Origin of the sequence: Streptomyces sp. NPDC014801 (genome assembly GCF_043082085.1) — a bacterium.
GTDB lineage: Bacteria > Actinomycetota > Actinomycetes > Streptomycetales > Streptomycetaceae > Streptomyces.
Map to the genome: position 1 here is coordinate 37,119 of NZ_JBIBXG010000001.1, position 25,281 is coordinate 62,399.

A 25,281-nucleotide genomic window follows, 5' to 3' on the forward strand; every position below is an offset into this window, starting at 1 on the left:
GACATGGGACTGACTGAGTGGGCGTACTCGCTCTCCGAAGCGATGCTGTCCGAACCGTTGCCGCGCCGTTGGGCGCATTCCCTCGGGGTAGCCAAGCGCGCTCGCTCCCTGGGCCCCATCCTCGGTGACGACGCGGAAGTACTGGAATCCGCCGCCGTTCTGCACGACATCGGGTACTCGCCGACCATCGCGACGACAGGCTTTCACCCACTGGACGGGGCGCGGTTCCTCCGGGGCCAGGAAGGGGTGGACCAACGCATCGTGCGGCTGGTCGCGCATCACTCCTGCGCCCTCCTGGAGGCCGAGGAACGCGGACTGAGGCAAGAACTGGAGACCGAGTTCCAACCGGAGCGTCCGGACCTCGTTGACGCACTAATCTACTGCGACATGACGACGACGCCGGACGGTACGCCGACCACGCCGGCCGAACGGCTGGACGAGATCGTGAAGCGATACGGCCCCGACACCATCGTCGGACGCTTTATCCAGCGCGCTGCCCCCGAGATTCATGCAGCAGTGGGACGAGTGGAAGCACGCTTGGCACAGGCATCCGCCGGCAGTCAGCCGATGTAGGGCTGTTGCCGCGATTCGTCCAGGCCGTGCCGGATGCGCAGCATCATCGACGGATGGATGTCCAAGCCATCAAGGTCCGCTGGGTCGACCCAGCGGACCTCTTTCGATTCACTGCTGGTACGCAGAGAGCCCGCGACGGGACGGGCCCGGAAGCAGATGGAGAACTGTTGCCGGACCTCGCCGTCGTCGTACGCCAAGACGTGCTCAGGGTCGGTGTAAAGCCCGACGATGCTGACTACCTCAACCTGAATGCCCGTCTCTTCCAGGACCTCCCGGACGACGGTGTCACCGATCCGTTCACCGATGTCGTGGCCGCCGCCGGGAAGCGCCCACAGGTCGTTGTCGGTCTTGTGGATGAGTAGCAGTCGTCCCGAGTCGTCCCGGACAACCGCCGTGACCGAGGGCACCACCGAGTTGGCCGTCGGGGCGTTCGGGTCGCGGAAGTAGTCGATACGGCTCATGATGGTGCGCCTTCCCAGTCGGCGGGCGAGGAGATCGGTCGGGCTGACTCCCAGACCCTCTCAACGCTCTCAGCGTAGGCGTCGAAGAGTTCCCCACCGGGCACGCGCCGCAGGTGAAGCACAGGCGCCATGTAGGCGCCCACGCCGTACAGATGGCCGTTCGCCAGCAACTCGTCATCGGCCCGATAGATCGAGTTGTAGAGGGTGGTGCCGTGCAGCCGGAACTCAACGCCGGGGAGTCCAAAGAGCGGCCCGTAGTTGATGAGGGCGTTTCGGATCTTGCCCGCCATCGCCGTGCCGATCCCCTCGTCTTCGCCGCGGACGGCCACGGCCGTAGACGTGGGCTCTCCGAGCATGAAGCGGATGGGTACGCCGTCAGCTGACTTCTCTTTCACGATGCGATGGAACGTGGCGTCTTCCGTCAGCCAGAATCCGGAGTACACCAGCACGTCGAAGCAGCGCGTTACCTTGGCGTAGAGGGCCGTCCAAAGCGTTTGCGGCACAACGGATCGGTGCGGATACAGCCTGACCAACTCGGCATTGCCGGACGCCGTGACCTCAGCCGATGTGCGTTCGTCGGGCCACAGATACGACACCTCGCACTTCAACAGCGAGGCAGTTGCGTACTGGAAGCGCCGGTAAGGCTTGCGCTCGGGATCGTTGATCCAGCGTTCTACCGTCTTGGCAGCGACCCCCAGCCTTTCCGCGACCTCATCGAGCGTCAGGCCCAAGTCCACGATGGCGCCTCGCAGCCGCTCGTTCGCCACTCCAACCTCCGCCTGTCTGGGACGACTTGGTACGACTTCACGCTAGCCAAGAACGACCGAAGCCGTACAGGTGCGAAGTCGAGCGTCGTCCGCGCCGGCGCCAGTCTGTAGGTACATCGCGGCGAGGGGCTCGCCGATCGCCACAAAGCCGATGGGCTTGACGGGGCGAACCCCTCTCTGCATGATGAGGAACACGTACTACATGTTCCTCATGCAGTGTCCGGATGGCTAGGCCCGGATTCCGCACTGCCAAGAACTCAACAGAGTGCCGACCCAGCCACCTGAACAGGGGTGGTCGATGGGTGCGGGTCACCACCCCGACCGCCCATGTCGGGCCGGGTGACCCGCCCGGCGCAGCCCCTCAGGGGCAGGCCGGCATCACTTGATTTGAAGTCCGCAGAACCTTGGCGAGGGGCAGCCCTCGCGCTCGCTGCCCGTGTCGACGAGGGGCGGCGAACCTCATCACCCACTTCCGGTGCGGCGGCACTCCCGGGCATGGACAGCCCGCCGCTTCCGGTGTCACTGCTCGATCCCCGCACGGTGCGGGGCGGTTGCACTCCCGGACAAGGACAGCAGACCGCCCCGCGCCCTTCCCGACGTAGCAGAAGAGGAGAGATCCGCCATGCGTATGCGCACCTTCGTCGCTGGCCATGAGGCGTACGACGACGCGGAGTTCGCGGAACTGGCGCTCGGCATCGACATCGACCTGTTCCGTGGGCCGCTGGAACCGGAGACGGACTCCGAGCGCGCCGCCCGGGAGGACGCTGCCCGTGACGTGCTCGCCGACCTGCGGGCGCAGGGCGAGGCCGGTGACGAGATCGCCGCCTGGGACGCCCTGTACGCCGACGCGTTGACCCACACGGTGCCGTTCCTGCGCGCCGCTCGCGGCCACCGGCCGGGGACGGGGGAAGCGGCATGAACGACTTTATTACCGCGCTCGCCGCAGCTGCGCCGCTCGCCTCGGGGTGGGCCTGGCACGGTATGGCGATGCGCCGCCGGCTGTCCGACGCCCGCCGGGACCCGCTGTCCGGTCTGCCGACCCGGGCCGTGTTCGAGCGGCGGGCGGAGCGCGCGCTGGCCCGGGGACCGCACGTCGTGATCGTGATGGACCTGGACGGGTTCAAGCACCTCAACGACGTGTTCGGGCACGCGGCCGGTGACGCGGCGATCCGCGCCACGGCCGCGAGCCTGACCGACTCGCTCAGCGACCGGCGCGGCGGCGTGGCCGCCCGGCTTGGCGGGGATGAGTTCACCGCCGCCGTGCCGCTGCCGGACCCCGCGCACCTGCCGTGGCTGCTGAGCGGTCTGCACGGCGAGGTGACTGCCCCGTTCGCCTACCAGAGCATGACGCTCGCCGTCGGTGCCTCCATCGGCGCTTGTCTGACCACGGCCCTCCCGGCGCCCTCGCTGTCGCTGGCGCTGCGACGGGCGGATGAGGCCATGTACGAGGCCAAGCGCAGCGGTGGCGGATGGCGCATCGCCGACGGCCCCGCGCTCACCCAGACGACCACGGCCGGCCGCCGCACCGGGCGCCCCGGAACGGCTCGAAGGGAGGCCGCGTGATGACCGGACGCAAGCCGCTGACCAAAACGCAGAGGACCGTACTGACGGCCGCGTTCGTGCCCATGCTGCTGACCGGTGTGGCCGGCGGGATCGGTACGTTCAGCAACATCGGCCACGCCTATGGCAAGGGCACTGCGCTGGGAGCGGTGGCGGCCGGTGAGGGCGCGACCGCCGTGCTCGGTCTGGTCCTGCTGGGGTTGACCATGCTGGGCCAGTCGTCGCCGTGGCCGGTCCGGATCGGGCTGTGGGCACTGCCGGCCGCCGCCTCGGTCATGGCCGCGATGGCGGGCCCCGACGCCGGCCGTACCGTCATCTACGCGGTGACCCCCATGGGTATGTGCGTGTCCGCCGAGGGCATGGCGTTCCTCGCGCGGCGCATCGTCGTCCACACCGACGGCCGCGACGCCGAGGCCGAACGCAAGGCCGCCGCCGTCGTCCAGGCCCTCGCCTACCACCGCGCCCGCGCGGCCAACCACCCCGACACGCGAGTTCGGAAGCGGTCGGATCGCAAGTCGTGGCGGCTCGTGCGGAGGGTCGGCGTCGGTGACGCGGCGCTCGGGTCGAGGCTTCTGGATGTGCAGCGCGATCGGGTGACGGACGGCGCGAACGCCGCCTTGTCCGCCATGTTCGGCGGGATCGCGAAAGCGGAGGAATCTACCGAGACCATGAGGAATCGGTCTACCGCTGACCTGCCGGAATCGACCCCGGCCCCCTCCGTGGTGCTGACTCGACTGACGATCCCCGATCCGGTGCCGGTCGACTTCGCCAAGTCGACGCTCCCGCTCAAGCCCGCTCCGGCGATCGCCGCTCCGGTCGACCCCAAGAAGGCCGATCGGGACCCGGTCGGGTCGAGCACGCCCCGGGCGGTGGCGGCCGACTCCCCTCGACCCCGCCGGGCGACCGGTCGGGTTCCCGAGGTGGCCCGGTCGCCCCGGCCGAAGCGCACGGCGGCTCAGTTGCTCGAAGAGGCACGCGCCGCTACCGCGGATTGGCCGGACGCGCAGATCACTGCCGAGGGCATCCGCCGCACTGTGCACACCTCGCCGGCGAACGCCCGGATGCTGCGGGACACGCTCCTTGCCGAGCGCGCCGACCGTGCCAACGGTGACGGAGCGGTGGCCGCGTGACGCGGCTGACCCTCGCCGACTGCTTCGACCCGGACGGCGAGCGGTTCGGCATCCCCACCTATCCGTGGCGCTGCGCTCCCGATGGCCTGGCCACCCGCCGCCAACTGCGCAGTCAAGGGCTACGGCCGGGCGGCCAGGACGTTGCGGCACAGCTCCTCCGGCCGCGCCGCCGGCGCGAGCCGCTGACCGCCTACCTCTACCGCATCGACCGGGCGCTTCCCGTGCGACCGATGACACCGGGCAGGTGGCGTGCGCACGCAGCGATGATGCGCGCCCGCCGCCGCTGCCCCGAGTGCGGCCAGGACGCCGGTTACGTCGTCCCCGCCTCGCTCGGCATGTGTGTGACCTGCGCCTATCCCGAACAGCGCGCCGCCTGAGCCTTACGGCTCGCCCGGCGCGCCCTCCGTTGATCCCGGCGGGGCCCGACCGCTCACCTTCCACAGCGCCGGTCGGGCCTCGCCTTTCCTCCCACTGGAAGGACCCTCAGTGAAGCATCCCGACGACGACGAACTGTTCAACCGGCTGGAAGCCGAGATGGCCGCAGAGGGCGGCGCCGATGTGGTCGACCTGGACAAGGCCCGCGCCGCCCGTGAGTCGACCCCGACCGGCCCGGAGGTGGACGACCCGACCGCCCCCGTCATGGTGGACCAGCCGACCCCGACCGCGACCGGTCCCGGCTACCTGGGTCGGCTCGCCGCTGCCCGGCGCCGCCCGGTCGTCCCGATCTGGCTGCGGTCGGTGGCTGAGCTGCGGACCGCGTCGGCGTGGGTGGCCCGCCACTACGCCCACACGATCGGCTACCACGCCCTGCGCGCCCCGGTCTACGCTGCCCGGCTCACCTTCCAGGCCCCGACCGGCGCGGCCCGATTCGTCGGGGGCACGATGCGGTGGATCGCCGACCGCGAGGGCGAACCGGTCCGCCTCGCCGCCGTGCGCCGCGAGGACGCTGCCGAATACCTCAAGCTCTCCCGGCAGCGCGACGGCCGGGTACGGCTGCGCACCCTGGTGACCGTGCTCGCACTGTTCGTCGGCCTCGCCACGGCGCTCGCCATCTACGTGCTCGCCCCTGCCTGGCTGCAGGCGGTCTCGGTGAGCGCGGTGGTGCTCGCCCTCGGGGCCGCCGGCCGCCGCGCGGACGCCCCGGTCATCCACCGGGCGGTGGAACTGCCCAAGGCGACCAAGCTCACCTCGGACATCGTTCTGCGCGCGCTCGGTGCGCTCGGTATCTCCGCCATCAGCCAGGCTCAGGCCAAGGGCCGGGACGGGTTCGAGTTCACCGCCCCGATCACCCGGGACGGCCCCGGCTGGCGCGCCGAGGGCAACCTGCCGTTCGGCGTGACGGTTACGGACATCATCGAACGGCGCGAACGCCTCGCCTCGGGTCTGCGCCGCCCGCTGGGGTGCGTGTGGCCGGAGGCGGTGCCGGACGAGCACACCGGGCACCTGGTGCTGTGGGTGGGCGACCAGGACATGAACAAGGCCAAGAAGCCTGCCTGGCCGCTGGCCAAGTCGGGCACGGTGGACCTGTTCAAGCCCGTCGCCTACGGCACTGACCAGCGCGGACGCTGGGTCGAGGTCACGCTCATGTACATCGCCGGCGTCATCGGCGCCATCCCGCGCATGGGCAAGACGTTCCTTCTGCGGCTGCTGCTGCTCATCGCCGCACTCGACCCGCGTGCGGAGCTGCACACCTACGACATGAAGGGCACCGGCGACCTGGACCCGGTCGGCAACGCCGTCTCCCACCGGCACGCCGCTGGCGACGACGACGAGTCGATCGCCTACGCGCTCGCCGACTTCCGCGCCCTGCGTGAGGAACTGCGGCGCCGTACCAAGGTGATCCGGTCCCTGCCCCGGGACATCTGCCCCGAGTCCAAGGTGACCAGCCAGCTCGCCGACAAGCGCTCGCTCGGGCTGCACCCGATCGTGGTCGGGGTGGACGAGTGCCAGGTCCTGTTCGAGCACCCCGACCACGGCAAGGAGTTCGAGGAGATCGCCACCGACCTGGTCAAGCGGGGACCTGCGACCGGCATCGTGGTCCTGCTGGCCACGCAGCGCCCGGACGCCAAGTCGCTGCCCACCGGGATCAGCGCGAACGCGTCGGCCCGGTGGTGCCTCAAGGTCATGGGCCAGACCGAGAACGACATGGTGCTGGGCACCTCGCAGTACAAGCGCGGAGTGCGCGCCACCATGTTCGCCTGGGGTGACAAGGGCATTCACTACTTCGTCGGCGAGGGCGCCGACGCCCGTATCGTCGCCTCGGTCTACGTCGACGCCCCCGGCGCCGAAGCGATCGCCGCACGCGCCCGCACGGCGCGCGAGAAGGCTGGACTTCTCTCCGGCTACGCGCTCGGGGAGGCGCCGGAGGAAGTCACCGGCCCCGCGTACGACCTGCTGGCCGACATCCTCGCCGTGGTGCCGGCCGCCGAGGCCAAGGTGTGGTCCGAAACCGTCGTCGCCCGGCTCGCTGAGCTGCGCCCCGAGGTCTACGACGGATGGGACCCCGATGCGCTGGCCGCCGCACTCAAGCCGCACGGCGTGAGCACGGTGCAGGTCGGCCGCCGGGTAGACGGCAAGGTCGTCAACCGGCGCGGCATCACCCGCTCCCACATCACGACCGCGATCGCGGAGCGTGACGGAAACCGGGACGCGGGCTGAGGCTCAGGGGCCGCTAACGATAGCGGCAAGCCCCGCTAACGTTAGCGGCCCCGCTAGCGCCCCAAACCGCCCCTGATCAGGCCGCTAGCGGATAGCGGCCCACCTGCGGAAACGCCCGAAATCTCGCCCGGAGGGCCCCTGGTGACCCCCATCCTCCTTGCTATCGCCTGCCTGTTCGTCGTCACGCTCGGTTACGGCGGGCTGTGTGCGGCCTCGCCGTTCGGTGACTGCCGCAAGTGCCGCGGCATGGGTCACGAACTCAAGTCCGACCGCAAGGGACGGCTCAAGCGCGGCAAGGACTGCCGCCGCTGCAAGGCCACCGGCAAGCGCATCCGCGTCGGCCGCTGGCTCTACAACCGCTGGGCGCGCATCTATCGCGCCGGAACCGCCGACTGACCCCATCCGGAGGAAACCTCGATGGTCCTGAACATCTCCGCCGTGCTGCTGTTCGGCGCCGCCTCCGCCCTCGCCGTCAAGACCAAGTCGACCGGTGGCGGCGCCGCCCTGGTGCTGTTCCTGTTCGGCTTCTTCACCGCCGGGACCGGCGCCTACGAGCCCATCCACAACCTCGTACAGGCGTCCGCCGACGCTCTGTCCGCCCTCGGCAAGTGACAGGAGACCGACTCATGAACGGACACGTCCCCGCCCTGCGGCCGGACGCGCCGACTGCCGCCGCGTACGACCCGGCATCGACGGAGCTGTACGCGCCCGCCCTGTCGGCCGTCGAACTGGCCGCCGAGCGCGGCTCTGTGGTGTGGGTCCCCGACGCCTACGGCCGCATGGTGCCCATGCCCAAGCATCTCGCCCCGCCGCCCATGGCCGTGCCGGAGCCGCGCGACCTGACCCCGCTGCCGCTGCTGGACCCCATCGCTCAGCGCTTCGTCGGCGCCGGGATCGGCGCAGGCGCCCTCGCGGCCGGCGTCGGTTGGGGCGTCGGCGAGGTCATCAACGCCGTCGCCGGATTCACCTCCGGCGCCGCGATGTGGATCGCCCTCGCCGTGCTCGCGTGGCGCATGCCAGTCCGCGCCATCACCGACGGCCGGAGCGGCAGCACCGTCCACATCCGCAAGGCCGTCATCAAGCGCAACCACTTCCACGGCTGAGGGGACAACGACTGTGCTGCGACTGCGTATCCAGCGCACGGCGCTGCCCCGCAACGCGCTGATCCTGACCGACACGCCTCGCCCCGACTGCCGGAACTGCGAGGGCGTGGGCGGCATCCCGCACGACTACGGCGACCCGGCGACCGGTGAGTATGCCGGTACCGACTGGGAGCCCTGCGACTGCTGGACCGAGTGGCGGATTCTCCTGCTGCCGCTGCCCCGACTGCCGCGCTGGCTGAGCCGAAGCGGCACCGGCCGCGACCCGTGGGCCCCCGGCGGCTACAGCAACGAACCGCCCTTCTAGCTACGCCCGAGGGCGGCGGCACTCCCGGACAAGGACAGCCCGCCGCCCCCGGTCTCCCAATCCCGACGAAGCAGAACAGGAGACCTACAGGATGACACCTGACTGCAAGACCCGGCGCCCCGCCGGCGGGAATCACCCGGACGGGAACGCCCTGCGAACCGCGCTGGACCTCGCGGCGGCGGGCGTGCCCGTGCTGCCCTTGCGCGAGGGCAAGGTGCCGTTCGGGAACTGCCGCGCGTGCGCGGGCGGCGCCTGTGGTGGGCGGCCGAACATGAAGAACGCCGGTCCCTGCCAGTGCCCCGCCCCCTGCCACGCGTGGGCCGCCGCCACGACCAACCCGCAGGTGATCACCTCGCCCGCGTGGGCGCTGGCGTGGCGTGAGGCCGTCTGCGTCGGCTACCACCCCGGCGGGGCCGGGCTGACCGTGGTGGACCTCGACAACGCGGCGGCCGTCGCGTGGGCCCGCGAGACGTTGCCCCCTACCCGGACCGTGCCGACCACGCGCGGTCAGCACTGGATCTACCGGGGCGCCATGACCTCGCACAACGCCGTTCGACCCGGTGTGGACGTCAAGTCGCTCATGTCCTACGCCCGGTGGCTGGGTCCCGGCAGCGGCACCATGACGGACCTGACGCCGGTCGTCCGCGCGCTCGCGGTGAAGGAAGAGGCCACCCCCGCGCGGGGCGAGGTGGTCTCTTCTCTTCCCACCCGCGCCACCTGGGACCGGACGGTTGCCACCGGGTGCCGCCATACCGAGCGCTACGTACGCACGGGCCTGGAACGCGGCCTCGCCAAGGTGCGCTCCCGCATCGAATCGGGCGCCGGATCGCAGGCGTTCGGGGTGGCCCGGTTCCTCGCGGCGCAGCACGCGAACTGCCCCGGTCCGTGCGGGTTGGAAGTCATCGCGGTAGAGATCGTGGCCGCCGCCGTCTCGGTCGGAGTCCCCGAGGCGTACGCGCGCCGCGCGGTCGCCAACGGCTTTGAGGTGGCCTCGGAGCGGGCGGCATGAACAAGGCATCCCGTAATCCCGCGAACGGCCCGCAGGACGCCGTACGGGCCGCGACACGGACGGCCGTGGGCGAGCCGAAGGGCGTCGCCCGTAAGGGCGTCCTTTCTGTTGTTCGTTCTGACCCGCAGCCGGTCACCGTCGGCGGCATTCAGCCGGGCCTGCAAGTCCGCATCACGGAACCGCCCGTCGCCGACTGGCTGTGCTCGTGCGGGCGTCATGAACGGGCCCGTGGCCGCGCCGCCGTCATGAGGCTCACGGCCCGCGTCCGCGTCGGCATGTGCCCGCACACCACCACCGCCGAAGGGAGGGCAGCAGCGTGACCACACAGCCTGTGGACAGCCCTGACCTGTGGGCCGGACTGTCCGCCCTCGAAGCGCCGCCCGCCGAGGTCGAGACGGCGCCGGACGTGTGGGAAGACCCCATTCCCCTCACCGGCCGGCGGGAGCGTCCGCCGTTCCCGGTCCACGTCTTCCCCGCGTGGCTGCACGACTTCGTGGCGGCCGTCGCTGAGGAGACCCAGACTCCGGTGGACCTCTCCGGATCGATCGCTCTCGCCGTGCTCGCCACGGCCGCGGGCGGTCGGTCCGTCGTCCACGTGCGCGGCAACTGGCGTGAGCCCACCAACCTCTACACCGTGGTGGCGCTCCCGCCGGCCAACCGCAAGTCCGCCGTCTTCGCCCTGCTGACGGACCCGCTGTACGAGGCGGAAAAGCAGCTCAAGGCCGCGATGAAGCCGGTCATTGTCGAGGCGGAGCTGACCGCTCGCCTCGCCAAGGAAGCGGCCGACAAGGCCGCCGCCAAAGCCGCGTCCGCAGACGCGGACAGGCGTGACGAGATGGTGGCCACTGCCGTCGGTCTCGCGCAGAGCGCCGACACGCTCACCGTCCCGGCCGAACCGGTCCTGTTGGCGGACGACTCCACCCCGGAGACGGTCACCTCGCTCATGGCCGAGCAGGGCGGTCGGCTGTCGGTGATGAGCGCTGAGGGCGGCATCTTCGACATCATCGCCGGCCGCTACTCCGGCGCCCCGAACATGGAAGTGTTCCTCAAGGGACACGCCGGTGACCGGCTGAGGGTGAACCGGCAGACCCGCCGCGAGTACATCGACGACCCCGCCCTGACGATCGGCCTCGCCGTCCAGCCGGACGTGTTGCGGGACATCGGCAAGGTGAAGGGGTTCGAGGGGCGCGGACTGCTGGCCCGCTTCCTGTACTCCCTGCCCCAGTCCACGGTCGGTGAGCGGAAGGTCATCACCGACCCGGTCCCGGAGCAGACGGCCGCTACTTACTCCGCCAACGTGATCAACCTGACCTTGGCGTTCGCGGAGTGGACGGACCCGGCGGTCATCCAGCTCAGCCCCGAGGCGGACGCGGCGCTGATCGAGTACCAGAAGCACGTGGAACCGCAGCTCAAGGCGCGTGGCGGCAAGCTCGGTCACATCTCGAACTGGGCCGGAAAGCTTGCCGGAGCGACCGCCCGCATGGCCGCGCTGCTGCACCTCGCCGAGCACCTGGGCAACGGCTACGCCCACCCGGTCTCCGAGGTCACCATGCGCGCGGCCATCGAGCTGGGGGAGTACTACACCGCCCACGCCCTCGCCGTGTTCGACGTCATGGGCGCCGACCCGGTCCTGTCTCGCGCCCGCAGCGTCCTGGAGGCGCTGAGGGACAACGGATGGGACGACGTGAGCCGACGCGACCTGTTCGCGGTTCTGTCGCGGGCCGAAGTGCCCACCATCGCGGACCTGGAACCGGCCCTCGCCCTGCTGGAAGACCACGGGTATCTGCGGACCTATCAGCCGGAGCGCACGGGCAAGCGCGGCAGGCCGCCGGCGCCCCGATTGCAGGTCCACCCCACCCTTCGGCAGGGCGGCCGGTGAGCCGGTCTCCCTGCTGACCCCCTCGCACAAACCGCAAAATCGCAAAAAACCCCGACGGGGCCGCTGACCAGCGGCGGGACCTCCCGGCACTGCGCAGCGAGGCCCCGCCGCACTATTCCGCAATATTCCGCACAAACCAGCGTCCGGGGCCTCGCGCCCCGGTGTCTCCAGGGGCGCCACGATTTTTGCGGAATATCGCGGATTTTTGCGAGCCCCATCCCGACGCCGACCACGAACCGCATCACCGCAGGTCACCGGCACGGCCCGGGTTTTCTGCGGATATTGCGGTTTGTGCGGCGGCATCCCCAGCGAACGCAGCACAAGAGGAGTGAGCCTTGAGCGAGCACAGCACCTCCGCGGCGCCCACCGACGACGACCCGACGCTGGTTCTCCTCACGGTCGAAGAAGCCGCACGCCGCCTCCGCATCGGGCGGACCACGTGCTTCAACCTCGTGAGTTCCGGCGCGCTGGAGTCTGTGAAGGTCGGCCACCTGCGCCGAGTGCCGGCCGACGCCGTACCCGCATTCGTCACCCGTCTCCGCACCGCCCAGCGCGCCGCTTGACGCCGACCGGGGCGGCAGCACTCCCGGACAAGGACAGCCTGCCGCCCCGGCCTCCACCCCGACACCATGAACAGGAGCTGTCTGTGGCAGAGAAAGAGAAGCGCACCCGACAGCCGAACGGGCGTAGTTCCATCTACTTCGGCAAGGACGGAAAGTGGCACGGCCGGGTCACGGTCGGCGTCCGCGACGACGGCAAGCCGGACCGTCGCCACGTCGAGAGGAAGACCAAGGCGGAAGTCGTCGCCGCCGTGCGCGAGCTGGAGCGTCAGCGTGACGCTGGCGCTGTGCGCAAACCGGGGAAGCCCTGGACGGTCAAGGCTTGGCTGTCGCACTGGATCGAGAACATCGCGCCGCTCGTGGTCAACGACAACACGATGGTCGGCTATGGCGTCGCCGTACGGAAGCACCTCATTCCCGGCCTGGGTGCCCATCGTCTCGACAGGCTCAAGCCTGAGCACATCGAGGCGTTCTACGCGAAGATGCAGGCCAACGGCAGTAAGCCCGCGACCGCTCACCAGGTGCATCGCACCTTCCGCGTCGCGCTCAACGAGGCCGTACGGCGGGGTCATCTCGGCAAGAATCCGGTTCAGTTGGCCAAGGCGCCGAAGACGGGGGAGTACGAGGTGGAGCCCTACACCGTCCAAGAGGTACAGCGTCTACTCAAGGCCGCTGACCAACATCGCAACTCCGCACGCTGGGCCGTCGCTCTTGCCCTCGGACTGCGCCAAGGTGAAGTGCTGGCGTTGAAGTGGGAGGACATAGACCTTGACGGTGGCTTTCTCGTGGTCCGCCGTAGTCGTCACCGGCCGCAGTACGCCCACGGATGCACGGCGGCGGAGCCCTGCGGACGAAAGGCGGCCGGCTACTGCCCGAAGCGGCGGCGGACCAACCCGGACTTGTCCACCACAAAGTCGCGCGCCGGCCGACGCGCGGTTGGCCTTCCCGAACAGCTTGTTGACCTACTCCGTGCTCATCTCAAGGCGCAGGAGGCGGAGCGACAGGTGGCCGGACAGCGTTGGGAGGAGAACGGCCTGGTGTTCCCAGATGAGTACGGCCGTAGCCCGTCCCACCGCAGGGACTGGACTGAGTGGAAGGCTCTTCTGAAAGAGGCCAAGGTACGGGACGGGCGCCTGCACGACGCCCGCCACACGGCCGCCACGGTCCTACTCATCCTCGGTGTCCCCGAGCGTGCTGTCATGGGCCTCATGGGGTGGTCGACCACGGCCATGGCCGCCCGGTATCAGCACATGGTGGACGCTGTGCGGACGGACATCGCCCGGCAGGTGGATGGTCTGATCTGGAAGCCCGAGACGGACCGTCCGGATGATGACGACGATGGCGCGGCTGGCGCCCTCGTACCGGCCAACTGAGACGGTAACTGAGACGGGCGACCGAAAGGGCGGCACCCTGCATGGGGTGCCGCCCTTTCCTTTTGCCTGGTCAAGCCACTGGAGGCCGTGGCGGGAATCGAACCCGCGTAACTCGCTTTGCAGGCGAGTCCCTGAACCACTCGGGCACACGGCCGGGTCGGTGTCGGAGGCTGTCGTCTCCGTGCCGAACTCGGTGAGATGACCGTAGGGCGGGGCGTGAGGCGGGCTCAAGGGAAGTGGGGGTGGTGCAACGCGACTGCCACACCGCGTTCATGAACGGAGGGTGCGACAGGAGCCAAAGGCGGTAGCGGGCCTTACCCTGGCGACCATGACCGCCCTCGAACCGCGCGACGACGCCGTCGCCCATGACCAGGCCGCCGACGAGGTGGGAACGGGGACGCAGGGTTCCCGCGAGACCGTGCTGAGCCGGTCCTACCGGGCCCTGAGCATCGGGATCGTCTCCGTCATCGTCCTGATCGCCTTCGAGGCCACCGCCGTGGGCACGGCGATGCCGGTCGCGGCGCGGGAGTTGGACGGGGTGTCGCTGTACGCGTTCGCGTTCTCGGGGTACTTCACGACGAGCCTGTTCGGGATGGTGCTCGCCGGGCAGTGGTCCGACCGGCGCGGTCCGCTGGGCGCGTTGACGTGCGGGATCGGGGCGTTCGGGGCCGGGCTGCTGCTGTCGGGGACGGCGGGTGCGATGTGGCTGTTCATCGCCGGGCGGGCCGTGCAGGGCCTCGGCGGCGGGCTGGTCATCGTCGCGCTGTACGTGGTCGTGGGCCGGGCGTACCCGGAGCCGCTGCGGCCGGCCATCATGGCGGCGTTCGCGGCGGGCTGGGTGGTGCCGTCCGTCGTCGGCCCGCTGGCCGCCGGCGCGGTGACCGAACACCTCGGCTGGCGCTGGGTGTTCGTCGGCATTCCCGTGCTCGTCGTCGTCCCGCTGGCGCTCGCGCTGCCGCAGATACGGCTGCGGGCGTCCGGGCCGGTGGACGCGGGCGGCGACACGCCGGGACGCGAAGCCGCCGGGCGCGCGGCCGACCGCCGCCGGCTGCGGCTCGCGCTCGGCATCTCCGTCGGTGCCGGGCTGCTCCAGTACGCCGCGCAGGACCTGCGCCCGCTGTCGCTGCTGCCCGGCGTTGCCGGGGCCGCGCTGCTCGTGCCGGCGGTGCTGGGCCTGCTGCCCCGGGGCACGTACCGGGCGGCGCGCGGGCTGCCCGCGGTCGTGCTGCTGCGCGGCCTGGCGGCCGGGTCGTTCATCGCCGCGGAATCGTTCGTGCCGCTGATGCTGGTCACCCAGCGCCACCTCTCCCCGACGCTCGCCGGGCTCTCGCTCGCGGCGGGCGGGGCGACCTGGGCGCTGGGCTCCTGGGTGCAGTCCCGGCCGCGTGTCGAGCCGTACCGGGAGCGGCTGACGACCCTCGGCATGTTCCTGGTGGCCGCCGCGATCGCCGCCGCCCCGAGCGTACTGATCGACGCGGTGCCGGCGTGGACGGTCGCCGTCGCCTGGGGCTTCGGCTGCTTCGGGATGGGCCTGGTGATCTCCTCCACCAGCGTGCTGCTGCTCCAGCTGTCCGCACCCGAGGAGGCCGGCGCGAACTCCGCCGCGTTGCAGATCTCCGACGGCCTGTCCAACGCCCTGCTCCTCGCCGCCGGCGGAGCGGCCTTCGCCGCCCTGGGCGGCGGCACGGTCACCCACACGGCCACGCAGGCCGCCGGCCCGGGCAGCCACCCGGCCGCCTTCGCCGCCGTCTTTCTGCCGATGGCGGCGGTCGCCCTCGTCGGGGCGGCGGTGACCCGGCGGCTCCACGCGCGGTGAGGCGCCGGGGGTGACCTGGCGGCTTTACGCGCGGTGAGGCGCGAAACCCCGTGTCCGGGCGGCTCAACGCGCGGTGAGGTGCCGTGGATTACCGGGGGCTTCACGCGCGGTGAGGCCCCGTGGCTGACCCGGCGGCCCCATGCGTGCCGAGGCGCGAAACCGGGTCGCCGGGCGGGCGGCCGCGGCCGTAGTCTCCCGGCATGCAGCAGCTGATCGTCCCGCTCGGCCCGGACCTCGGGCAGGCCCTCGACGACCTCGCGGACGCCACCGGGCGGCCGCCGGAGGAGATCGCGCGGGAGGCCGTGCGCCGGTACGTCGACGCGGAGGCCGCACGCGTGCTGGCCGCCGGTGAGCGGCTCGCCGCGGCCCACGCCGACCTGCTGCGGAGGCTGGGCGAATGACCACCGCAGGGACCACCGAAGCCACCCCCCGCGCCACCCGGCACCTCACCGTCGCCGAGGTCACCGCGCTGGCCGCGACGGCGTTCGGCGGCCGGCCGCCCGAGGCGCGCGAGGCCGGACTGCTCGCCTCCGCGGTGCACCGGCCGCGGGCCCGGATGTTCGGCACGCCGGCCTACGACGACCTGTACGAGCAGGCCGCCGCGCTGCTCCACGCCCTCGCCACGAACCATCCCCTCGTCGACGGCAACAAGCGCACCGCCTGGCTCGCCGCGGCCACCTTCCTCGCCGTCAACGGCGTCGATCTCGCCGGCTGCGACCAGGACGTGGCGTACGACCTGGTCATCGACGTGGCCTCGGGCAAGGAGAGCGACGTGGGAGCGATCGCGGGACGGCTGAGAGCGCTGTGACGTGAGTCCCACCCGTGGGCGACCCGGCCTCGTCCGGGCGTCCGCGCCGGGTCGGCGCCGGTAGGGTGGCCCGGTTGTCATACGTAGCCGAGCCCGACCCCGAGACTCCCGGAGACCGTGACTACCACCGCCAGCCCCAGTTCCGCGCACTCGCACCACCTGTCGCCCGCGTTCCCCGGCCGCGCCCCCTGGGGCACCGCCAGCAAGCTGCGTGCCTGGCAGCAGGGGGCGATGGAGAAGTACATCCAGGAGCAGCCGCGTGACTTCCTGGCGGTCGCGACCCCCGGCGCCGGCAAGACGACCTTCGCCCTGACCCTGGCGTCCTGGCTGCTGCACCACCACGTCGTGCAGCAGGTGACCGTGGTCGCGCCGACCGAGCACCTGAAGAAGCAGTGGGCCGAGGCGGCCGCCCGGATAGGGATCAAGCTCGACCCGGAGTACAGCGCGGGGCCGCTCGGCCGCGAGTACCACGGCGTCGCCGTCACCTACGCGGGCGTCGGCGTGCGGCCCATGCTGCACCGCAACCGCTCCGAGCAGCGCAAGACCCTCGTCATCCTCGACGAGATCCACCACGCCGGCGACTCCAAGTCGTGGGGCGAGGCCTGCCTGGAGGCGTTCGAGCCGGCCACCCGGCGCCTGGCGCTGACCGGTACGCCGTTCCGCTCCGACACCAACCCGATCCCCTTCGTGACGTACGAGGAAGGGGCGGACGGCATCCGCCGCTCGGCCGCCGACTACACCTACGGCTACGGCTCCGCCCTCGCCGACGGCGTCGTGCGGCCGGTCATCTTCCTCTCCTACAGCGGCAACATGCGCTGGCGCACCAAGGCGGGCGACGAGATCGAGGCCCGCCTCGGCGAGCCGATGACCAAGGACGCCATCAGCCAGGCCTGGCGCACGGCGCTGGATCCGCGCGGCGAGTGGATGCCGTCCGTGCTGCGCGCCGCCGACCAGCGCCTGACCGAGGTGCGCAAGGCCATCCCGGACGCGGGCGCCCTCGTCATCGCCTCCGACCAGGACTCGGCGCGCGCGTACGCCAAGCTGATCCGGGAGATCACCGGGCACAAGGCGACCCTCGTGCTGTCCGACGACGCCGGCGCGTCGAAGAAGATCGACGAGTTCAGCGCGAGCGACGACCGGTGGATGGTCGCCGTGCGCATGGTGTCCGAGGGCGTCGACGTGCCGCGGCTCGCGGTCGGCGTGTACGCCACGACGATCTCCACGCCGCTGTTCTTCGCGCAGGCCGTCGGCCGTTTCGTGCGCTCCCGGCGGCGCGGCGAGACCGCGTCCGTGTTCCTGCCGACCGTGCCCGACCTGCTCTCCTTCGCCAACGAGATGGAGCGCGAGCGCGACCACGTCCTCGACAAGCCGAAGAAGGACGGCGAGGAGGACCCCTACGCCGAGGAGGAGAAGCTCCTCCAGGAGGCGGAGAAGCAGCAGGACGAGGACACCGGCGAGCAGGACATGCTGCCGTTCGAGGCGCTGGAGTCCGACGCCGTCTTCGACCGGGTGATGTACAACGGCGCCGAGTTCGGCATGCAGGCCCACCCGGGCAGCGAGGAGGAGCAGGACTACCTCGGCATCCCCGGGCTGCTGGAGCCGGAGCAGGTGCAGCTGCTGCTGCAGAAGCGGCAGGCCAAGCAGATCGCGCACAGCAAGAAGAAGCCGGCCGAGGAGGCCGACCTGCTCGAACTGCCCGCCGAGCGGCGGCCCGTGGTCACCCACAAGGAACTGATGGAGCTGCGCCGCCAGCTCAACACCATGGTCGGCGCCTACGTCCACCAGAGCGGCAAGCCGCACGGCGTCATCCACACCGAGCTGCGCCGGGTGTGCGGCGGGCCGCCGAGCGCGGAGGCGACGGCCGGGCAGCTGCGGCAGCGCATCGCCAAGGTCCAGGAGTGGGCGACGCGGATGAAGTGACGTTCCGGGGGCGTCGGCGTGACGCCCCCGGGAACGCACCGGGGACGCCCTGATGGCGTTCCTCGGGGGTGTGCGGGCGCGCGCGTGCGCAGTACGTATCCGGACAAACACAGATGGTTCGTCTCGGCCATTGCCCGGATTCTGGACGGAGCCTTCCGCTGAGCGAACCGGCTTCGCTACTGTCCCGCTACGCACACGCCCCGTGGCAGCGCCGCCGCGGAGCGCAGCCGTGAAGCGACTGGGTCCGGGACGACCCGGACCGTCACCGATCGGCGGCCTTCGTTGCGCGTCACTGACGGGACTCGGTGACGCGTCCGCCCCGGTGAAGGCCCGCCGACCTCACCACTTGGAGGAGTGGGCGTCGTGACCGCGGAGACCTCTCAGACGCTCGACCGAGGACTGCGTGTCCTCAAGCTGCTGGCCGACACGGACCACGGGCTGACCGTCACCGAGCTTTCCCACAAACTGGGGGTAAACCGGACCGTGGTGTACCGGTTGCTCGCCACGCTGGAACAGCACGCTCTCGTACGGCGTGATCTCGGCGGACGGGCCCGCGTCGGGCTCGGGGTGCTGCGGCTGGGCCGCCAGGTGCATCCGCTGGTACGGGAGGCGGCGCTGCCGGCGCTGCGGTCACTGGCGGAGGACATAGGCGCGACCGCGCACCTCACGCTCGTGGACGGCACGGAGGCGCTGGCGGTGGCGGTCGTGGAGCCGTCGTGGACGGACTATCACGTGGCGTACCGGGCCGGGTTCCGGCATCCGCTGGACCGGGGGGCCGCGGGCAAGGCGATCCTCGCGGCGCGGGCCAATCCGCTGGGGGACCCCGGGTACACGCTCACGCACGGGGAGCTGGAAGCCGGCGCCAGCGGGGCGGCGGCACCGCTGCTGGGGCTGACGGGCGTCGAGGGCAGCGTCGGTGTGGTGATGCTCGCCGACGCCGTACCGGAACGGGTCGGCCCCCGCGTGGTCGACGCCGCCCGCGAGGTGGCGGAGGCGCTGCGCTGAGCGCTCGGCCACGGTGCTTTGGCCCACCCGACAAACATCGGCCCGCCCCTTAGGCCGTTCCCATCACCCTGTGACATTCCCTCCTCCGCATCATCAAGGGCCTAACAAGCCCGTGCGGTGGAGGGAGTGGCAGCGTGGACACAGTCGGCACGCAGGCGCCAGCAGGACAGCGGACAAGGCCCGTCGGCCGGTTGACCCGGCGGCAGGCCGTCGGCTCGCTCGTCGGGGACGCCGGGCGCAGCCCGCTGCACCGGACCATGGGAGTCGCCCAGCTGACGTTGCTCAGCGTGGGCGCCACCCTGGGCACCGGGATCTTCGTCGTGCTCGGGCAGGCCGTACCGGAGGCCGGCCCCGCGATCGTCATCTCTTTCGTGCTGGCCGGCGTCACCGCCCTGTTCTCGGCGCTGTCGTACGCCGAGCTGGCCGGGATGATCCCCGGCTCCGGGTCGTCGTACAGCTATGCCTACGCCACCCTCGGCGAGCTGGTCGCCTGGGTGTGCGGCTGGTGTCTGATCCTGGAGTACGGCGTGTCCGTCGCGGCCGTCGCCGTCGGCTGGGGGCAGTACGTCAACGAGCTGCTCCGGCTCACGCTCGGCGTGAGCCTGCCGGAGTCGCTCAGCGCCCCGCCCGGCGCGGGAGGCACCCTCAACGTGCCCGCCGCCCTGATCGTCGTCCTCGCCATGGCCGTCCTGCTGCGCGGCGCCCGCGAGAGCGCCGTCGCCAACACGGTCATGGTCGCCGTGAAGATCGCCGCGCTGGTGCTGTTCTGCGCGGTCGCCTTCACCGCGTTCCGCGCCGGGAACTTCCAGCCGCTGTTCCCGCTGGGCGCCGCCGGCATGAGCGCCGGAGCGGCCTCGCTGTTCTTCTCCTACATCGGCTTCGACGCCGCCTCCACCGCCGGGGAGGAGGCGAAGAACCCGCAGCGGGACCTGCCGCGGGCCATCATCCTCTCCCTCGTCCTGGTCACCGCCCTGTACGTCCTCGTCGCCGTCGCCGCGCTCGGCGCGATGCCGTGGACGAGGTTCGCGGGCACGGAGGCCACGCTCAGCGAGGTGCTCGTGCAGGCGGTCGGCGGCGGCGACCTGTGGCCCGTCCTGCTGTCGGTCGGCGCCGTCGTCGCCACCACCAGCGTGGTGCTCACCGTGCAGTACGGGCAGATCCGCATCCTCTTCGCAATGGCCCGGGACGGCCTGGTGCCGCCGCTGTTCGCCCGGGTGCACCCGCGTACCGGAGTGCCCCGCGCCAACACCGTGATCGTCTCCACGTTCATCGCGGTGCTCGCCGCGCTGGTGCCGCTCGGCAGTCTCGCCGACGCCACCAGCATCGGCACGCTCTTCGCGTTCATGCTGGTCAACCTGGCCGTCGTCCTGCTGCGCCGCCGCAACCCGGACGCCCCGCGCTCCTTCCGCGTCCCGTTCTCCCCCGTCACCCCGATCCTCGGCGTCCTGTTCTGCGGCTACATGCTCTTCAGCCTCGGCACCGACACCTGGATCGCGTTCGGCGCGTGGATGGCGGCCGGGCTAGTCGTCTACGGCCTCTACGGCATCCGCCACTCCAAGCTCGACGCCGCCCGGGAGGACGTGTGAGCGCCCTGGACCTGTCCGCCGACGTCGTGGACCTCACCCGCGCCCTCGTCGACCTCCCCTCCGTCAGCGGGCAGGAGGCTCCGATCGCGGACGCCGTCGAGGCCGCCCTGCGGGAACTGCCCCATCTGACCGTGCGGCGCACCGGCAACTCCGTCGTCGCCCGCACCCGCCTCGGCCGGCCGCGACGGGTCCTGGTCGCGGGCCACCTGGACACCGTCCCGGAGGCCGGGAACCTGCCCTCCCGGCTCGCCGACGGCCGCGTCCATGGCCTGGGCGCCTGCGACATGAAGGGCGGCGTGGCGGTGGCCCTGCGCCTCGCCGCCGCCGTGCCGGCGCCCTCCCGGGACGTCACCTACGTCTTCTACGAGTGCGAGGAGGTCGAGGGCGACCGCAACGGCCTGCACCGCATCGCCGCCGAAGACCCCGCACTGCTCGACGCGGACCTGGCGATCCTCATGGAGCCCTCGGACGCCGGCGTCGAGGCCGGCTGCCAGGGAATCCTCACCGCCGACATCGTCGTGAAGGGCGCCCGCGCCCACACCGCCCGCGCCTGGCAGGGCGTCAACGCCGCCCACAAGGCGGCCGGCGTCCTGCGCCGCCTGGACGAGCACACGGCCGAACGGGTCGCCGTCGACGGCCTGGAGTACCGGGAGGGGCTCAGCGCCGTCGCCGTACGGGCCGGGGTGGCCGGGAACGTCGTACCGGACGAGTGCGTCGTCACCGTCAACCTGCGCTTCGCGCCCACCCGTTCACCGCAGCAGGCCGAGGCGTACGTGCGGGGCCTCTTCCCGGAGTACGAGGTACGGGTCACCGAGGTCGTCGCCGGTGCCCTGCCGCACCTGGACCGGGTCGGCGACCTCGTCGAGGCGCTCGGCGCGCGGCCGAGGCCCAAGCTGGGCTGGACGGACGTGGCCCGGTTCGCCGCGCTCGGCGTGCCCGCGCTGAACTACGGTCCCGGTGACCCGTCGCTCGCGCACACCCCCGGTGAGTACGTGCCCGTGGAGCATCTGCGGGCCTGCGAGGAGCGGCTCAGGCGGTGGCTGAGGTGAGCCCGGCCAGGGTGCGCAACTGCAGCCACAGCACGAGCCGTTCGTCCGCGTCGTCGAGGTCGACCCCGGTCTGCTGCTGGAGCTGCCGGAGCCGGTAGCGGCAGGTGTTGGGGTGCACGCCGAGCAGCTTCGCCGCGCCCGACATGTCGCACCCGGCGTCGAAGAAGCACACCAGGGTGCGGGCGTACTCCGTGCCGTGCCGCTCGTCATGGTCCAGCACCCGGCGCCACGCGCCCGCACTCAACTCGCGCCGCTCACCGAGCAGTTCGGTCAGCCGCATCAGGACGACGCGCGGGCGCACCGCGTCCACCGACGCCACCGGCAGTTCCGGTCCGAGCAGCCGCAGCACCAGGTCGGCGTCGGCCCGCGAGTCCGCCGCCCGCCCGGGCTCGGGCACCACCTCGCCCAGCGCGGCCCGCACCGGCACCCGCAGCGCCTGCCCGGCCCGCGCCACGATGTCCTCGGCCAGCTTCACATGCCGCTCCCCGGGCCCCGGCAGCAGCGCGTACACCACCCCGTCCAGCAGCACGCACGCGTGCCGCCCGTAACGCGCCTCGCACTGCAGGCGTACGACGTCCAGCAGCCGTAGCGCGGTCTGCTCCGCGTCGGGCAGGCCGGCGGCGGTGCCGAGCACGAACGCCGCGACCCGCACCGGACCCCGCACCCCCAGCCGCCCGGCGGTCGTGTCGTCGGCGCTGCCGTCGAGCAGACGGCGCAGCAGGTCGCCGCCCTGGTGCCGGGCGAGTTCCTGGGCGGCGCGGGAACGCAGCAGGAGCAGCGCCGCCGTGGACGCGCCCTGCACGAGGGTCTGTTCGGCGTCGGGCGCGAGCCGGCCGTCGTCCACCACCCAGATCGAGCCGAGCGTCTCGCCGCCCGCCCGCACGGCGACCGCCAGCCGGGGCAGGTCCCCCGCCCGCAGCGCGGGCAGCCGCACCGGGCCGCCGGCCGCGAACAGGACCCGGTACTGCTCGGTGTTCTCCGCGCTGACCGGCACCTGAAGACCGAGGATGCCCTGACGGCGGTCCTCGTCGACCGCCTGGCCCGGCACGGTCGAGTACGCCAGGATGCGCTGGCGCGGATCCTCCACGGCCGTCGCCCCGCCCACCGCCGCCGCGATCGCGTCGGCCAGCGCGAACAGGTCCGCGAGACCCCCGGCGGCCGGTGCGGGCCCGGAGCCGGCCGCCGAGGCCAGCAGCAGGTGCACCTGGTGCCAGGCCGCGTCCTCGTCGACCGAGAGCAGCGCCACCCCGTGCGCCTCCGCCACCTCGGCCGGGCCGCCCGTGCCCCGCACCACGACTCCGGTCAGTCCCGCACGCGCCGCCTCCTCCACCAGCGGTCCGGCCGCCTCGGGCAGCACCCCGACCGCCAGCAGCAGCGCGCCCGGCGTGCGCGGCAGCGGGGCGTGGGCGTCGTACAGCAGGACGTCGGTGACGGGGACGGCGAGGCCGGCCGGCGCGGTGTGCAGGCGGACGGTGGGCCCGCCGACCACGTCCAGCAGGGCGCCGAGAGTGCGGGCGTCCATCGGGCTCCTTCGCGCATGATTGGCCGATCTCGCAAGGAACCTACGTCCGCGTTGTCCCCTCGCACAACACATGCGGCCGCCCGGGCTTCGACACTCGAGCCATGACAGACACCGTGACGACCGGAGTCACCATCCGAACCGTCCACGACGTCGCCTCGCTCGCGGCCGTGGCCGACTTCTTCAGCGACGTGTGGCGCACCCCCCGCGTCGCGCCGCCCTACCCGGCCGAGGTGCTGCACAGCCTGGTGCACGCCGGGGGAGCCGTGCACGCGGCGCACACCGGACGGCGGCTCGCCGGGGCGGCCGTGGCGGTGCGCGGCGCGGACGGCGACACGTACTCGCTGGTCGCCGCCGCCGACCGCGGTCTCGGACACGCGGTGAAGCAGGCGCAGCGGGCGTGGGCCGTCGGCGTGGGCGCGAGCACTATGCGCTGGACCTTCGACCCGCTCGTCGGCCGCAACGCCCGCTTCAACCTGGCCAAACTGGGCGCGGTCGGCACGGAGTACCTGGTCGACTTCTACGGCCGCATGGCCGACGGCGTCAACGACGGCGACGAGAGCGACCGGCTGACGGTGACCTGGGACCTGACGGGCCCCTCACAGCCGTACGACCTCGACCCCGGCCCCGACCTCGGTGCGCAGGGGCCCGTCACCGCCACCGCGCCCGACGGCGGCGCGCTCACCCGTCGCTCCCTCGACGACCGGCACCTGTGGTGCCGCGTCCCCGACGACATCGTCGCCCTGCGCGCCGAGGACCCGGTGCTCGCGCTGCGCTGGCGGTACGCGGTGCGCGAGGTGTTCACGCGGGCCTTCGCCGACGGCTTCCGGGCGACCGGGATGTCCCGCGACGGCTGGTACACGCTGACCCGCGTGGCCGGGGAGGCCGGCGCATGAGGCTCGAACGCGCGGAGATCGTGCACGTGGCGATCCCTCTCGTCACCCCCTTCCGCACCTCCTTCGGCACCATGACGACGAAGGACACCTTCCTGCTGCACGTCGTCACCGACACGGCCGAGGGCTGGTCGGAGTTCGCCGCCGACCCCGAACCGCTGTACTGCTCGGAGTTCGTCGCCGGGGCGGAGATCGTGCTGCGGGACTTCCTGCTGCCGCGCGCGGCGGCCCTGCCCCGCCTCACGGCCGCCGCCCTCGCCCCCGCCTGTGCGCGGATCAAGGGCCACGAGCTGGCCAAGGCCGCGCTGGAGACCGCGGTCCTCGACGCCGAGCTGCGCTCCTACGGCATGCCACTCGCGGCGTATCTCGGCGCCGTGCGCGAGCGTGTGCCCGCGGGTGTCTCGGTCGGCATCCGGGAGTCCGTCGGTGAGCTGCTGGACGACGTCGAGCGCTATCTCGCCGAGGGGTACGTCCGCGTCAAGCTGAAGATCGAGCCGGGCTGGGACGTGGAGCCGGTGCGGGCGGTGCGGGAACGCTTCGGGGCCGGCCTGCCCCTCCAGGTCGACGCCAACACGGCGTACACCCTCGCCGACGCGGAGCACCTGCGGCGCCTGGACGACTTCTCCCTGCTGCTGATCGAGGAGCCGCTGGAGGAGAACAACCTGCACGCCCACGCACGGCTCCAGAAGCGGCTGCGCACCCCCGTCTGCCTCGACGAGTCCCTGCACAACGCCCGCGACACCGCCTCCGCGATCGCGATGGACGCCTGCCGTGTCGTCAACGTCAAGCCCGCCCGGGTCGGAGGCTATCTGGAGGCGCGCCGGGTGCACGACGTGGCGCACGCGCACGGGGTGCCGGTGTGGTGCGGCGGCATGCTGGAGACCGGCATCGGCCGCGCCCCGAACCTGGCGCTGGCCGCGCTACCCGGCTGCACCCTGCCCGGCGACACCTCCGCCTCCAGCCGCTACTTCGCCGAGGACATCACGGAACCGTTCGTGCTGAAGGACGGCCACCTGCCCGTGCCGACCGGCCCGGGCATCGGCGTGGAACCCCTGCCCGAAGCACTGCGCCGCTGCACGAGGGAACGCCGCGACCTGTACACCCGCCGCCCGGGACGGGGGCCGGCGTGACGGGCCTCGGGGCTCGGCCTGACGGGCGTCGGGCGTCGGTCTGCCGGGGACGGGCGTCGGCCTGGCGGCGACCGACGGGAGGCGGGGAGCGACGGCGCTGACTGGGACCGGCAGGGGTTGGCCGGGGACCTGAAGGCGGCCGGGCCGGGCGGCGGCCTGCCCGCGAGCGCGATCAGGG

Annotated in this window: 26 protein-coding genes and 1 tRNA gene; 23 read left to right on the forward strand and 4 right to left on the reverse strand. The window is 72.0% G+C overall.

What is annotated here, in order from left to right:
• The first annotated feature begins 3 nt into the window (after nt 1-3).
• Entirely contained in the window at nt 4-573 is a 570-nt protein-coding gene (locus ACF1AL_RS00145) for an HD domain-containing protein (RefSeq protein WP_391825196.1), read from the forward strand.
• Here the strand turns inward: ACF1AL_RS00145 and ACF1AL_RS00150 are convergent.
• Both ACF1AL_RS00150 and ACF1AL_RS00155 read right to left on the reverse strand, forming a co-directional pair.
• The gene (locus ACF1AL_RS00150; protein ID WP_391825197.1) at nt 561-1,034 is read right to left on the reverse strand and encodes an NUDIX domain-containing protein; all 474 of its coding nucleotides are present in this window, start codon (nt 1,032-1,034) and stop codon (nt 561-563) included. The genes ACF1AL_RS00145 and ACF1AL_RS00150 overlap by 13 nt on opposite strands.
• Nucleotides 1,031-1,801 carry a helix-turn-helix domain-containing protein gene (locus ACF1AL_RS00155; RefSeq protein ID WP_391825198.1) on the reverse strand — a complete coding sequence of 257 codons (771 nt, stop codon included), beginning with the start codon at nt 1,799-1,801 and terminating at the stop codon, nt 1,031-1,033. The genes ACF1AL_RS00150 and ACF1AL_RS00155 overlap by 4 nt, the downstream gene beginning before the upstream one ends.
• A 628-nt stretch (nt 1,802-2,429) precedes the next feature.
• Between ACF1AL_RS00155 and ACF1AL_RS00160 the strand changes: the two genes are divergently transcribed.
• The 13 genes from ACF1AL_RS00160 (at nt 2,430) to ACF1AL_RS00220 (ending at nt 13,377) form a co-directional block, all read left to right on the forward strand.
• Complete coding sequence (locus ACF1AL_RS00160) at nt 2,430-2,720, forward strand: hypothetical protein (protein ID WP_391825426.1); 291 nt, start codon at nt 2,430-2,432, stop codon at nt 2,718-2,720.
• Nucleotides 2,717-3,364, forward strand: a complete 648-nt coding sequence (locus ACF1AL_RS00165; RefSeq protein WP_391825199.1) for a GGDEF domain-containing protein — start codon at nt 2,717-2,719, stop codon at nt 3,362-3,364. Before ACF1AL_RS00160 ends, ACF1AL_RS00165 begins: the two co-directional genes overlap by 4 nt.
• On the forward strand, nt 3,364-4,491 hold the full coding sequence (locus ACF1AL_RS00170; protein ID WP_391825200.1) for a conjugal transfer protein: 1,128 nt from the start codon (nt 3,364-3,366) through the stop codon (nt 4,489-4,491). The genes ACF1AL_RS00165 and ACF1AL_RS00170 overlap by 1 nt, the downstream gene beginning before the upstream one ends.
• The gene (locus ACF1AL_RS00175) at nt 4,488-4,868 is read left to right on the forward strand and encodes an RRQRL motif-containing zinc-binding protein (protein WP_391825201.1); all 381 of its coding nucleotides are present in this window, start codon (nt 4,488-4,490) and stop codon (nt 4,866-4,868) included. The genes ACF1AL_RS00170 and ACF1AL_RS00175 overlap by 4 nt, the downstream gene beginning before the upstream one ends.
• A gap of 109 nt (nt 4,869-4,977) precedes the next feature.
• Nucleotides 4,978-7,149 carry a cell division protein FtsK gene (locus ACF1AL_RS00180; protein ID WP_391825202.1) on the forward strand — a complete coding sequence of 724 codons (2,172 nt, stop codon included), beginning with the start codon at nt 4,978-4,980 and terminating at the stop codon, nt 7,147-7,149.
• Between the two features lie 141 nt (nt 7,150-7,290).
• On the forward strand, nt 7,291-7,545 hold the full coding sequence (locus ACF1AL_RS00185) for a hypothetical protein (protein WP_391825203.1): 255 nt from the start codon (nt 7,291-7,293) through the stop codon (nt 7,543-7,545).
• Between the two features lie 21 nt (nt 7,546-7,566).
• On the forward strand, nt 7,567-7,761 hold the full coding sequence (locus ACF1AL_RS00190; RefSeq protein ID WP_391825204.1) for a hypothetical protein: 195 nt from the start codon (nt 7,567-7,569) through the stop codon (nt 7,759-7,761).
• A gap of 14 nt (nt 7,762-7,775) precedes the next feature.
• A complete protein-coding gene (locus ACF1AL_RS00195) occupies nt 7,776-8,252 on the forward strand; it encodes a hypothetical protein (protein WP_391825205.1) in 477 nt (158 codons plus the stop codon).
• Between the two features lie 13 nt (nt 8,253-8,265).
• A complete protein-coding gene (locus ACF1AL_RS00200) occupies nt 8,266-8,556 on the forward strand; it encodes a hypothetical protein (protein WP_391825206.1) in 291 nt (96 codons plus the stop codon).
• 91 nt (nt 8,557-8,647) lie between these two features.
• Nucleotides 8,648-9,565 carry a bifunctional DNA primase/polymerase gene (locus ACF1AL_RS00205; RefSeq protein WP_391825207.1) on the forward strand — a complete coding sequence of 306 codons (918 nt, stop codon included), beginning with the start codon at nt 8,648-8,650 and terminating at the stop codon, nt 9,563-9,565.
• Between the two features lie 331 nt (nt 9,566-9,896).
• Nucleotides 9,897-11,444 (forward strand): YfjI family protein, encoded by a 1,548-nt coding sequence (locus tag ACF1AL_RS00210; RefSeq protein WP_391825427.1) that lies wholly within the window; start codon nt 9,897-9,899, stop codon nt 11,442-11,444.
• Nucleotides 11,445-11,779: 335 nt separating this feature from the next.
• Entirely contained in the window at nt 11,780-12,007 is a 228-nt protein-coding gene (locus ACF1AL_RS00215; protein WP_391825208.1) for an excisionase family DNA-binding protein, read from the forward strand.
• An 83-nt stretch (nt 12,008-12,090) separates the two neighbouring features.
• Nucleotides 12,091-13,377: a tyrosine-type recombinase/integrase gene (locus ACF1AL_RS00220; RefSeq protein ID WP_391825209.1), complete on the forward strand. Its 1,287-nt coding sequence runs from the start codon at nt 12,091-12,093 to the stop codon at nt 13,375-13,377.
• Nucleotides 13,378-13,456: 79 nt separating this feature from the next.
• On the opposite strand, the gene ACF1AL_RS00225 is transcribed toward ACF1AL_RS00220, so the two are convergent.
• Nucleotides 13,457-13,531, reverse strand: a tRNA-Cys gene (locus tag ACF1AL_RS00225).
• Between the two features lie 174 nt (nt 13,532-13,705).
• Here ACF1AL_RS00225 and ACF1AL_RS00230 point away from each other — a divergent pair.
• The 7 genes from ACF1AL_RS00230 (at nt 13,706) to dapE (ending at nt 21,561) form a co-directional block, all read left to right on the forward strand.
• On the forward strand, nt 13,706-15,193 hold the full coding sequence (locus ACF1AL_RS00230; protein ID WP_391825210.1) for an MFS transporter: 1,488 nt from the start codon (nt 13,706-13,708) through the stop codon (nt 15,191-15,193).
• 200 nt (nt 15,194-15,393) lie between these two features.
• On the forward strand, nt 15,394-15,594 hold the full coding sequence (locus ACF1AL_RS00235; RefSeq protein WP_384203501.1) for a hypothetical protein: 201 nt from the start codon (nt 15,394-15,396) through the stop codon (nt 15,592-15,594).
• Nucleotides 15,591-16,001: a type II toxin-antitoxin system death-on-curing family toxin gene (locus ACF1AL_RS00240; RefSeq protein WP_391694306.1), complete on the forward strand. Its 411-nt coding sequence runs from the start codon at nt 15,591-15,593 to the stop codon at nt 15,999-16,001. Before ACF1AL_RS00235 ends, ACF1AL_RS00240 begins: the two co-directional genes overlap by 4 nt.
• Nucleotides 16,002-16,118: 117 nt before the next feature.
• Nucleotides 16,119-17,921 carry a DEAD/DEAH box helicase gene (locus tag ACF1AL_RS00245; protein WP_384203507.1) on the forward strand — a complete coding sequence of 601 codons (1,803 nt, stop codon included), beginning with the start codon at nt 16,119-16,121 and terminating at the stop codon, nt 17,919-17,921.
• 363 nt (nt 17,922-18,284) lie between these two features.
• Nucleotides 18,285-18,926, forward strand: coding sequence for a helix-turn-helix domain-containing protein (locus ACF1AL_RS00250; protein ID WP_363267245.1), 642 nt, complete (start codon nt 18,285-18,287; stop codon nt 18,924-18,926).
• Between the two features lie 134 nt (nt 18,927-19,060).
• A complete protein-coding gene (locus ACF1AL_RS00255) occupies nt 19,061-20,512 on the forward strand; it encodes an amino acid permease (protein ID WP_391694309.1) in 1,452 nt (483 codons plus the stop codon).
• A complete protein-coding gene (gene dapE / locus ACF1AL_RS00260; RefSeq protein WP_391694311.1) occupies nt 20,509-21,561 on the forward strand; it encodes a succinyl-diaminopimelate desuccinylase in 1,053 nt (350 codons plus the stop codon). Before ACF1AL_RS00255 ends, dapE begins: the two co-directional genes overlap by 4 nt.
• Here the strand turns inward: dapE and ACF1AL_RS00265 are convergent.
• Nucleotides 21,542-23,083: a PucR family transcriptional regulator gene (locus ACF1AL_RS00265; RefSeq protein ID WP_391818837.1), complete on the reverse strand. Its 1,542-nt coding sequence runs from the start codon at nt 23,081-23,083 to the stop codon at nt 21,542-21,544. The two genes, dapE and ACF1AL_RS00265, sit on opposite strands and share 20 nt — an antisense overlap.
• Nucleotides 23,084-23,184: 101 nt before the next feature.
• Here ACF1AL_RS00265 and ACF1AL_RS00270 point away from each other — a divergent pair, with 101 nt between their 5' ends.
• Both ACF1AL_RS00270 and menC read left to right on the forward strand, forming a co-directional pair.
• The gene (locus ACF1AL_RS00270) at nt 23,185-23,976 is read left to right on the forward strand and encodes a chorismate synthase (protein ID WP_391694317.1); all 792 of its coding nucleotides are present in this window, start codon (nt 23,185-23,187) and stop codon (nt 23,974-23,976) included.
• On the forward strand, nt 23,973-25,103 hold the full coding sequence (menC, locus tag ACF1AL_RS00275; protein WP_391694320.1) for an o-succinylbenzoate synthase: 1,131 nt from the start codon (nt 23,973-23,975) through the stop codon (nt 25,101-25,103). Before ACF1AL_RS00270 ends, menC begins: the two co-directional genes overlap by 4 nt.
• The last annotated feature ends 178 nt before the right edge of the window (nt 25,104-25,281 follow it).

What these genes read in the sequence shown, in the direction of transcription:
- ACF1AL_RS00165 (WP_391825199.1), top strand. Translation starts at nt 2,717, where the DNA reads ATGAACGACTTTATTACCGCGCTCGCCGCAGCTGCGCCGCTCGCCTCG.
- ACF1AL_RS00205 (WP_391825207.1), top strand. Translation starts at nt 8,648, where the DNA reads ATGACACCTGACTGCAAGACCCGGCGCCCCGCCGGCGGGAATCACCCG.
- ACF1AL_RS00150 (WP_391825197.1), bottom strand. Translation starts at nt 1,034, where the DNA reads ATGAGCCGTATCGACTACTTCCGCGACCCGAACGCCCCGACGGCCAAC.
- ACF1AL_RS00160 (WP_391825426.1), top strand. Translation starts at nt 2,430, where the DNA reads ATGCGCACCTTCGTCGCTGGCCATGAGGCGTACGACGACGCGGAGTTC.
- ACF1AL_RS00235 (WP_384203501.1), top strand. Translation starts at nt 15,394, where the DNA reads ATGCAGCAGCTGATCGTCCCGCTCGGCCCGGACCTCGGGCAGGCCCTC.
- ACF1AL_RS00145 (WP_391825196.1), top strand. Translation starts at nt 4, where the DNA reads ATGGGACTGACTGAGTGGGCGTACTCGCTCTCCGAAGCGATGCTGTCC.
- ACF1AL_RS00230 (WP_391825210.1), top strand. Translation starts at nt 13,706, where the DNA reads ATGACCGCCCTCGAACCGCGCGACGACGCCGTCGCCCATGACCAGGCC.
- ACF1AL_RS00195 (WP_391825205.1), top strand. Translation starts at nt 7,776, where the DNA reads ATGAACGGACACGTCCCCGCCCTGCGGCCGGACGCGCCGACTGCCGCC.
- ACF1AL_RS00240 (WP_391694306.1), top strand. Translation starts at nt 15,591, where the DNA reads ATGACCACCGCAGGGACCACCGAAGCCACCCCCCGCGCCACCCGGCAC.
- ACF1AL_RS00170 (WP_391825200.1), top strand. Translation starts at nt 3,364, where the DNA reads ATGACCGGACGCAAGCCGCTGACCAAAACGCAGAGGACCGTACTGACG.
- ACF1AL_RS00190 (WP_391825204.1), top strand. Translation starts at nt 7,567, where the DNA reads ATGGTCCTGAACATCTCCGCCGTGCTGCTGTTCGGCGCCGCCTCCGCC.
- menC (WP_391694320.1), top strand. Translation starts at nt 23,973, where the DNA reads ATGAGGCTCGAACGCGCGGAGATCGTGCACGTGGCGATCCCTCTCGTC.
- ACF1AL_RS00265 (WP_391818837.1), bottom strand. Translation starts at nt 23,083, where the DNA reads ATGGACGCCCGCACTCTCGGCGCCCTGCTGGACGTGGTCGGCGGGCCC.
- ACF1AL_RS00270 (WP_391694317.1), top strand. Translation starts at nt 23,185, where the DNA reads ATGACAGACACCGTGACGACCGGAGTCACCATCCGAACCGTCCACGAC.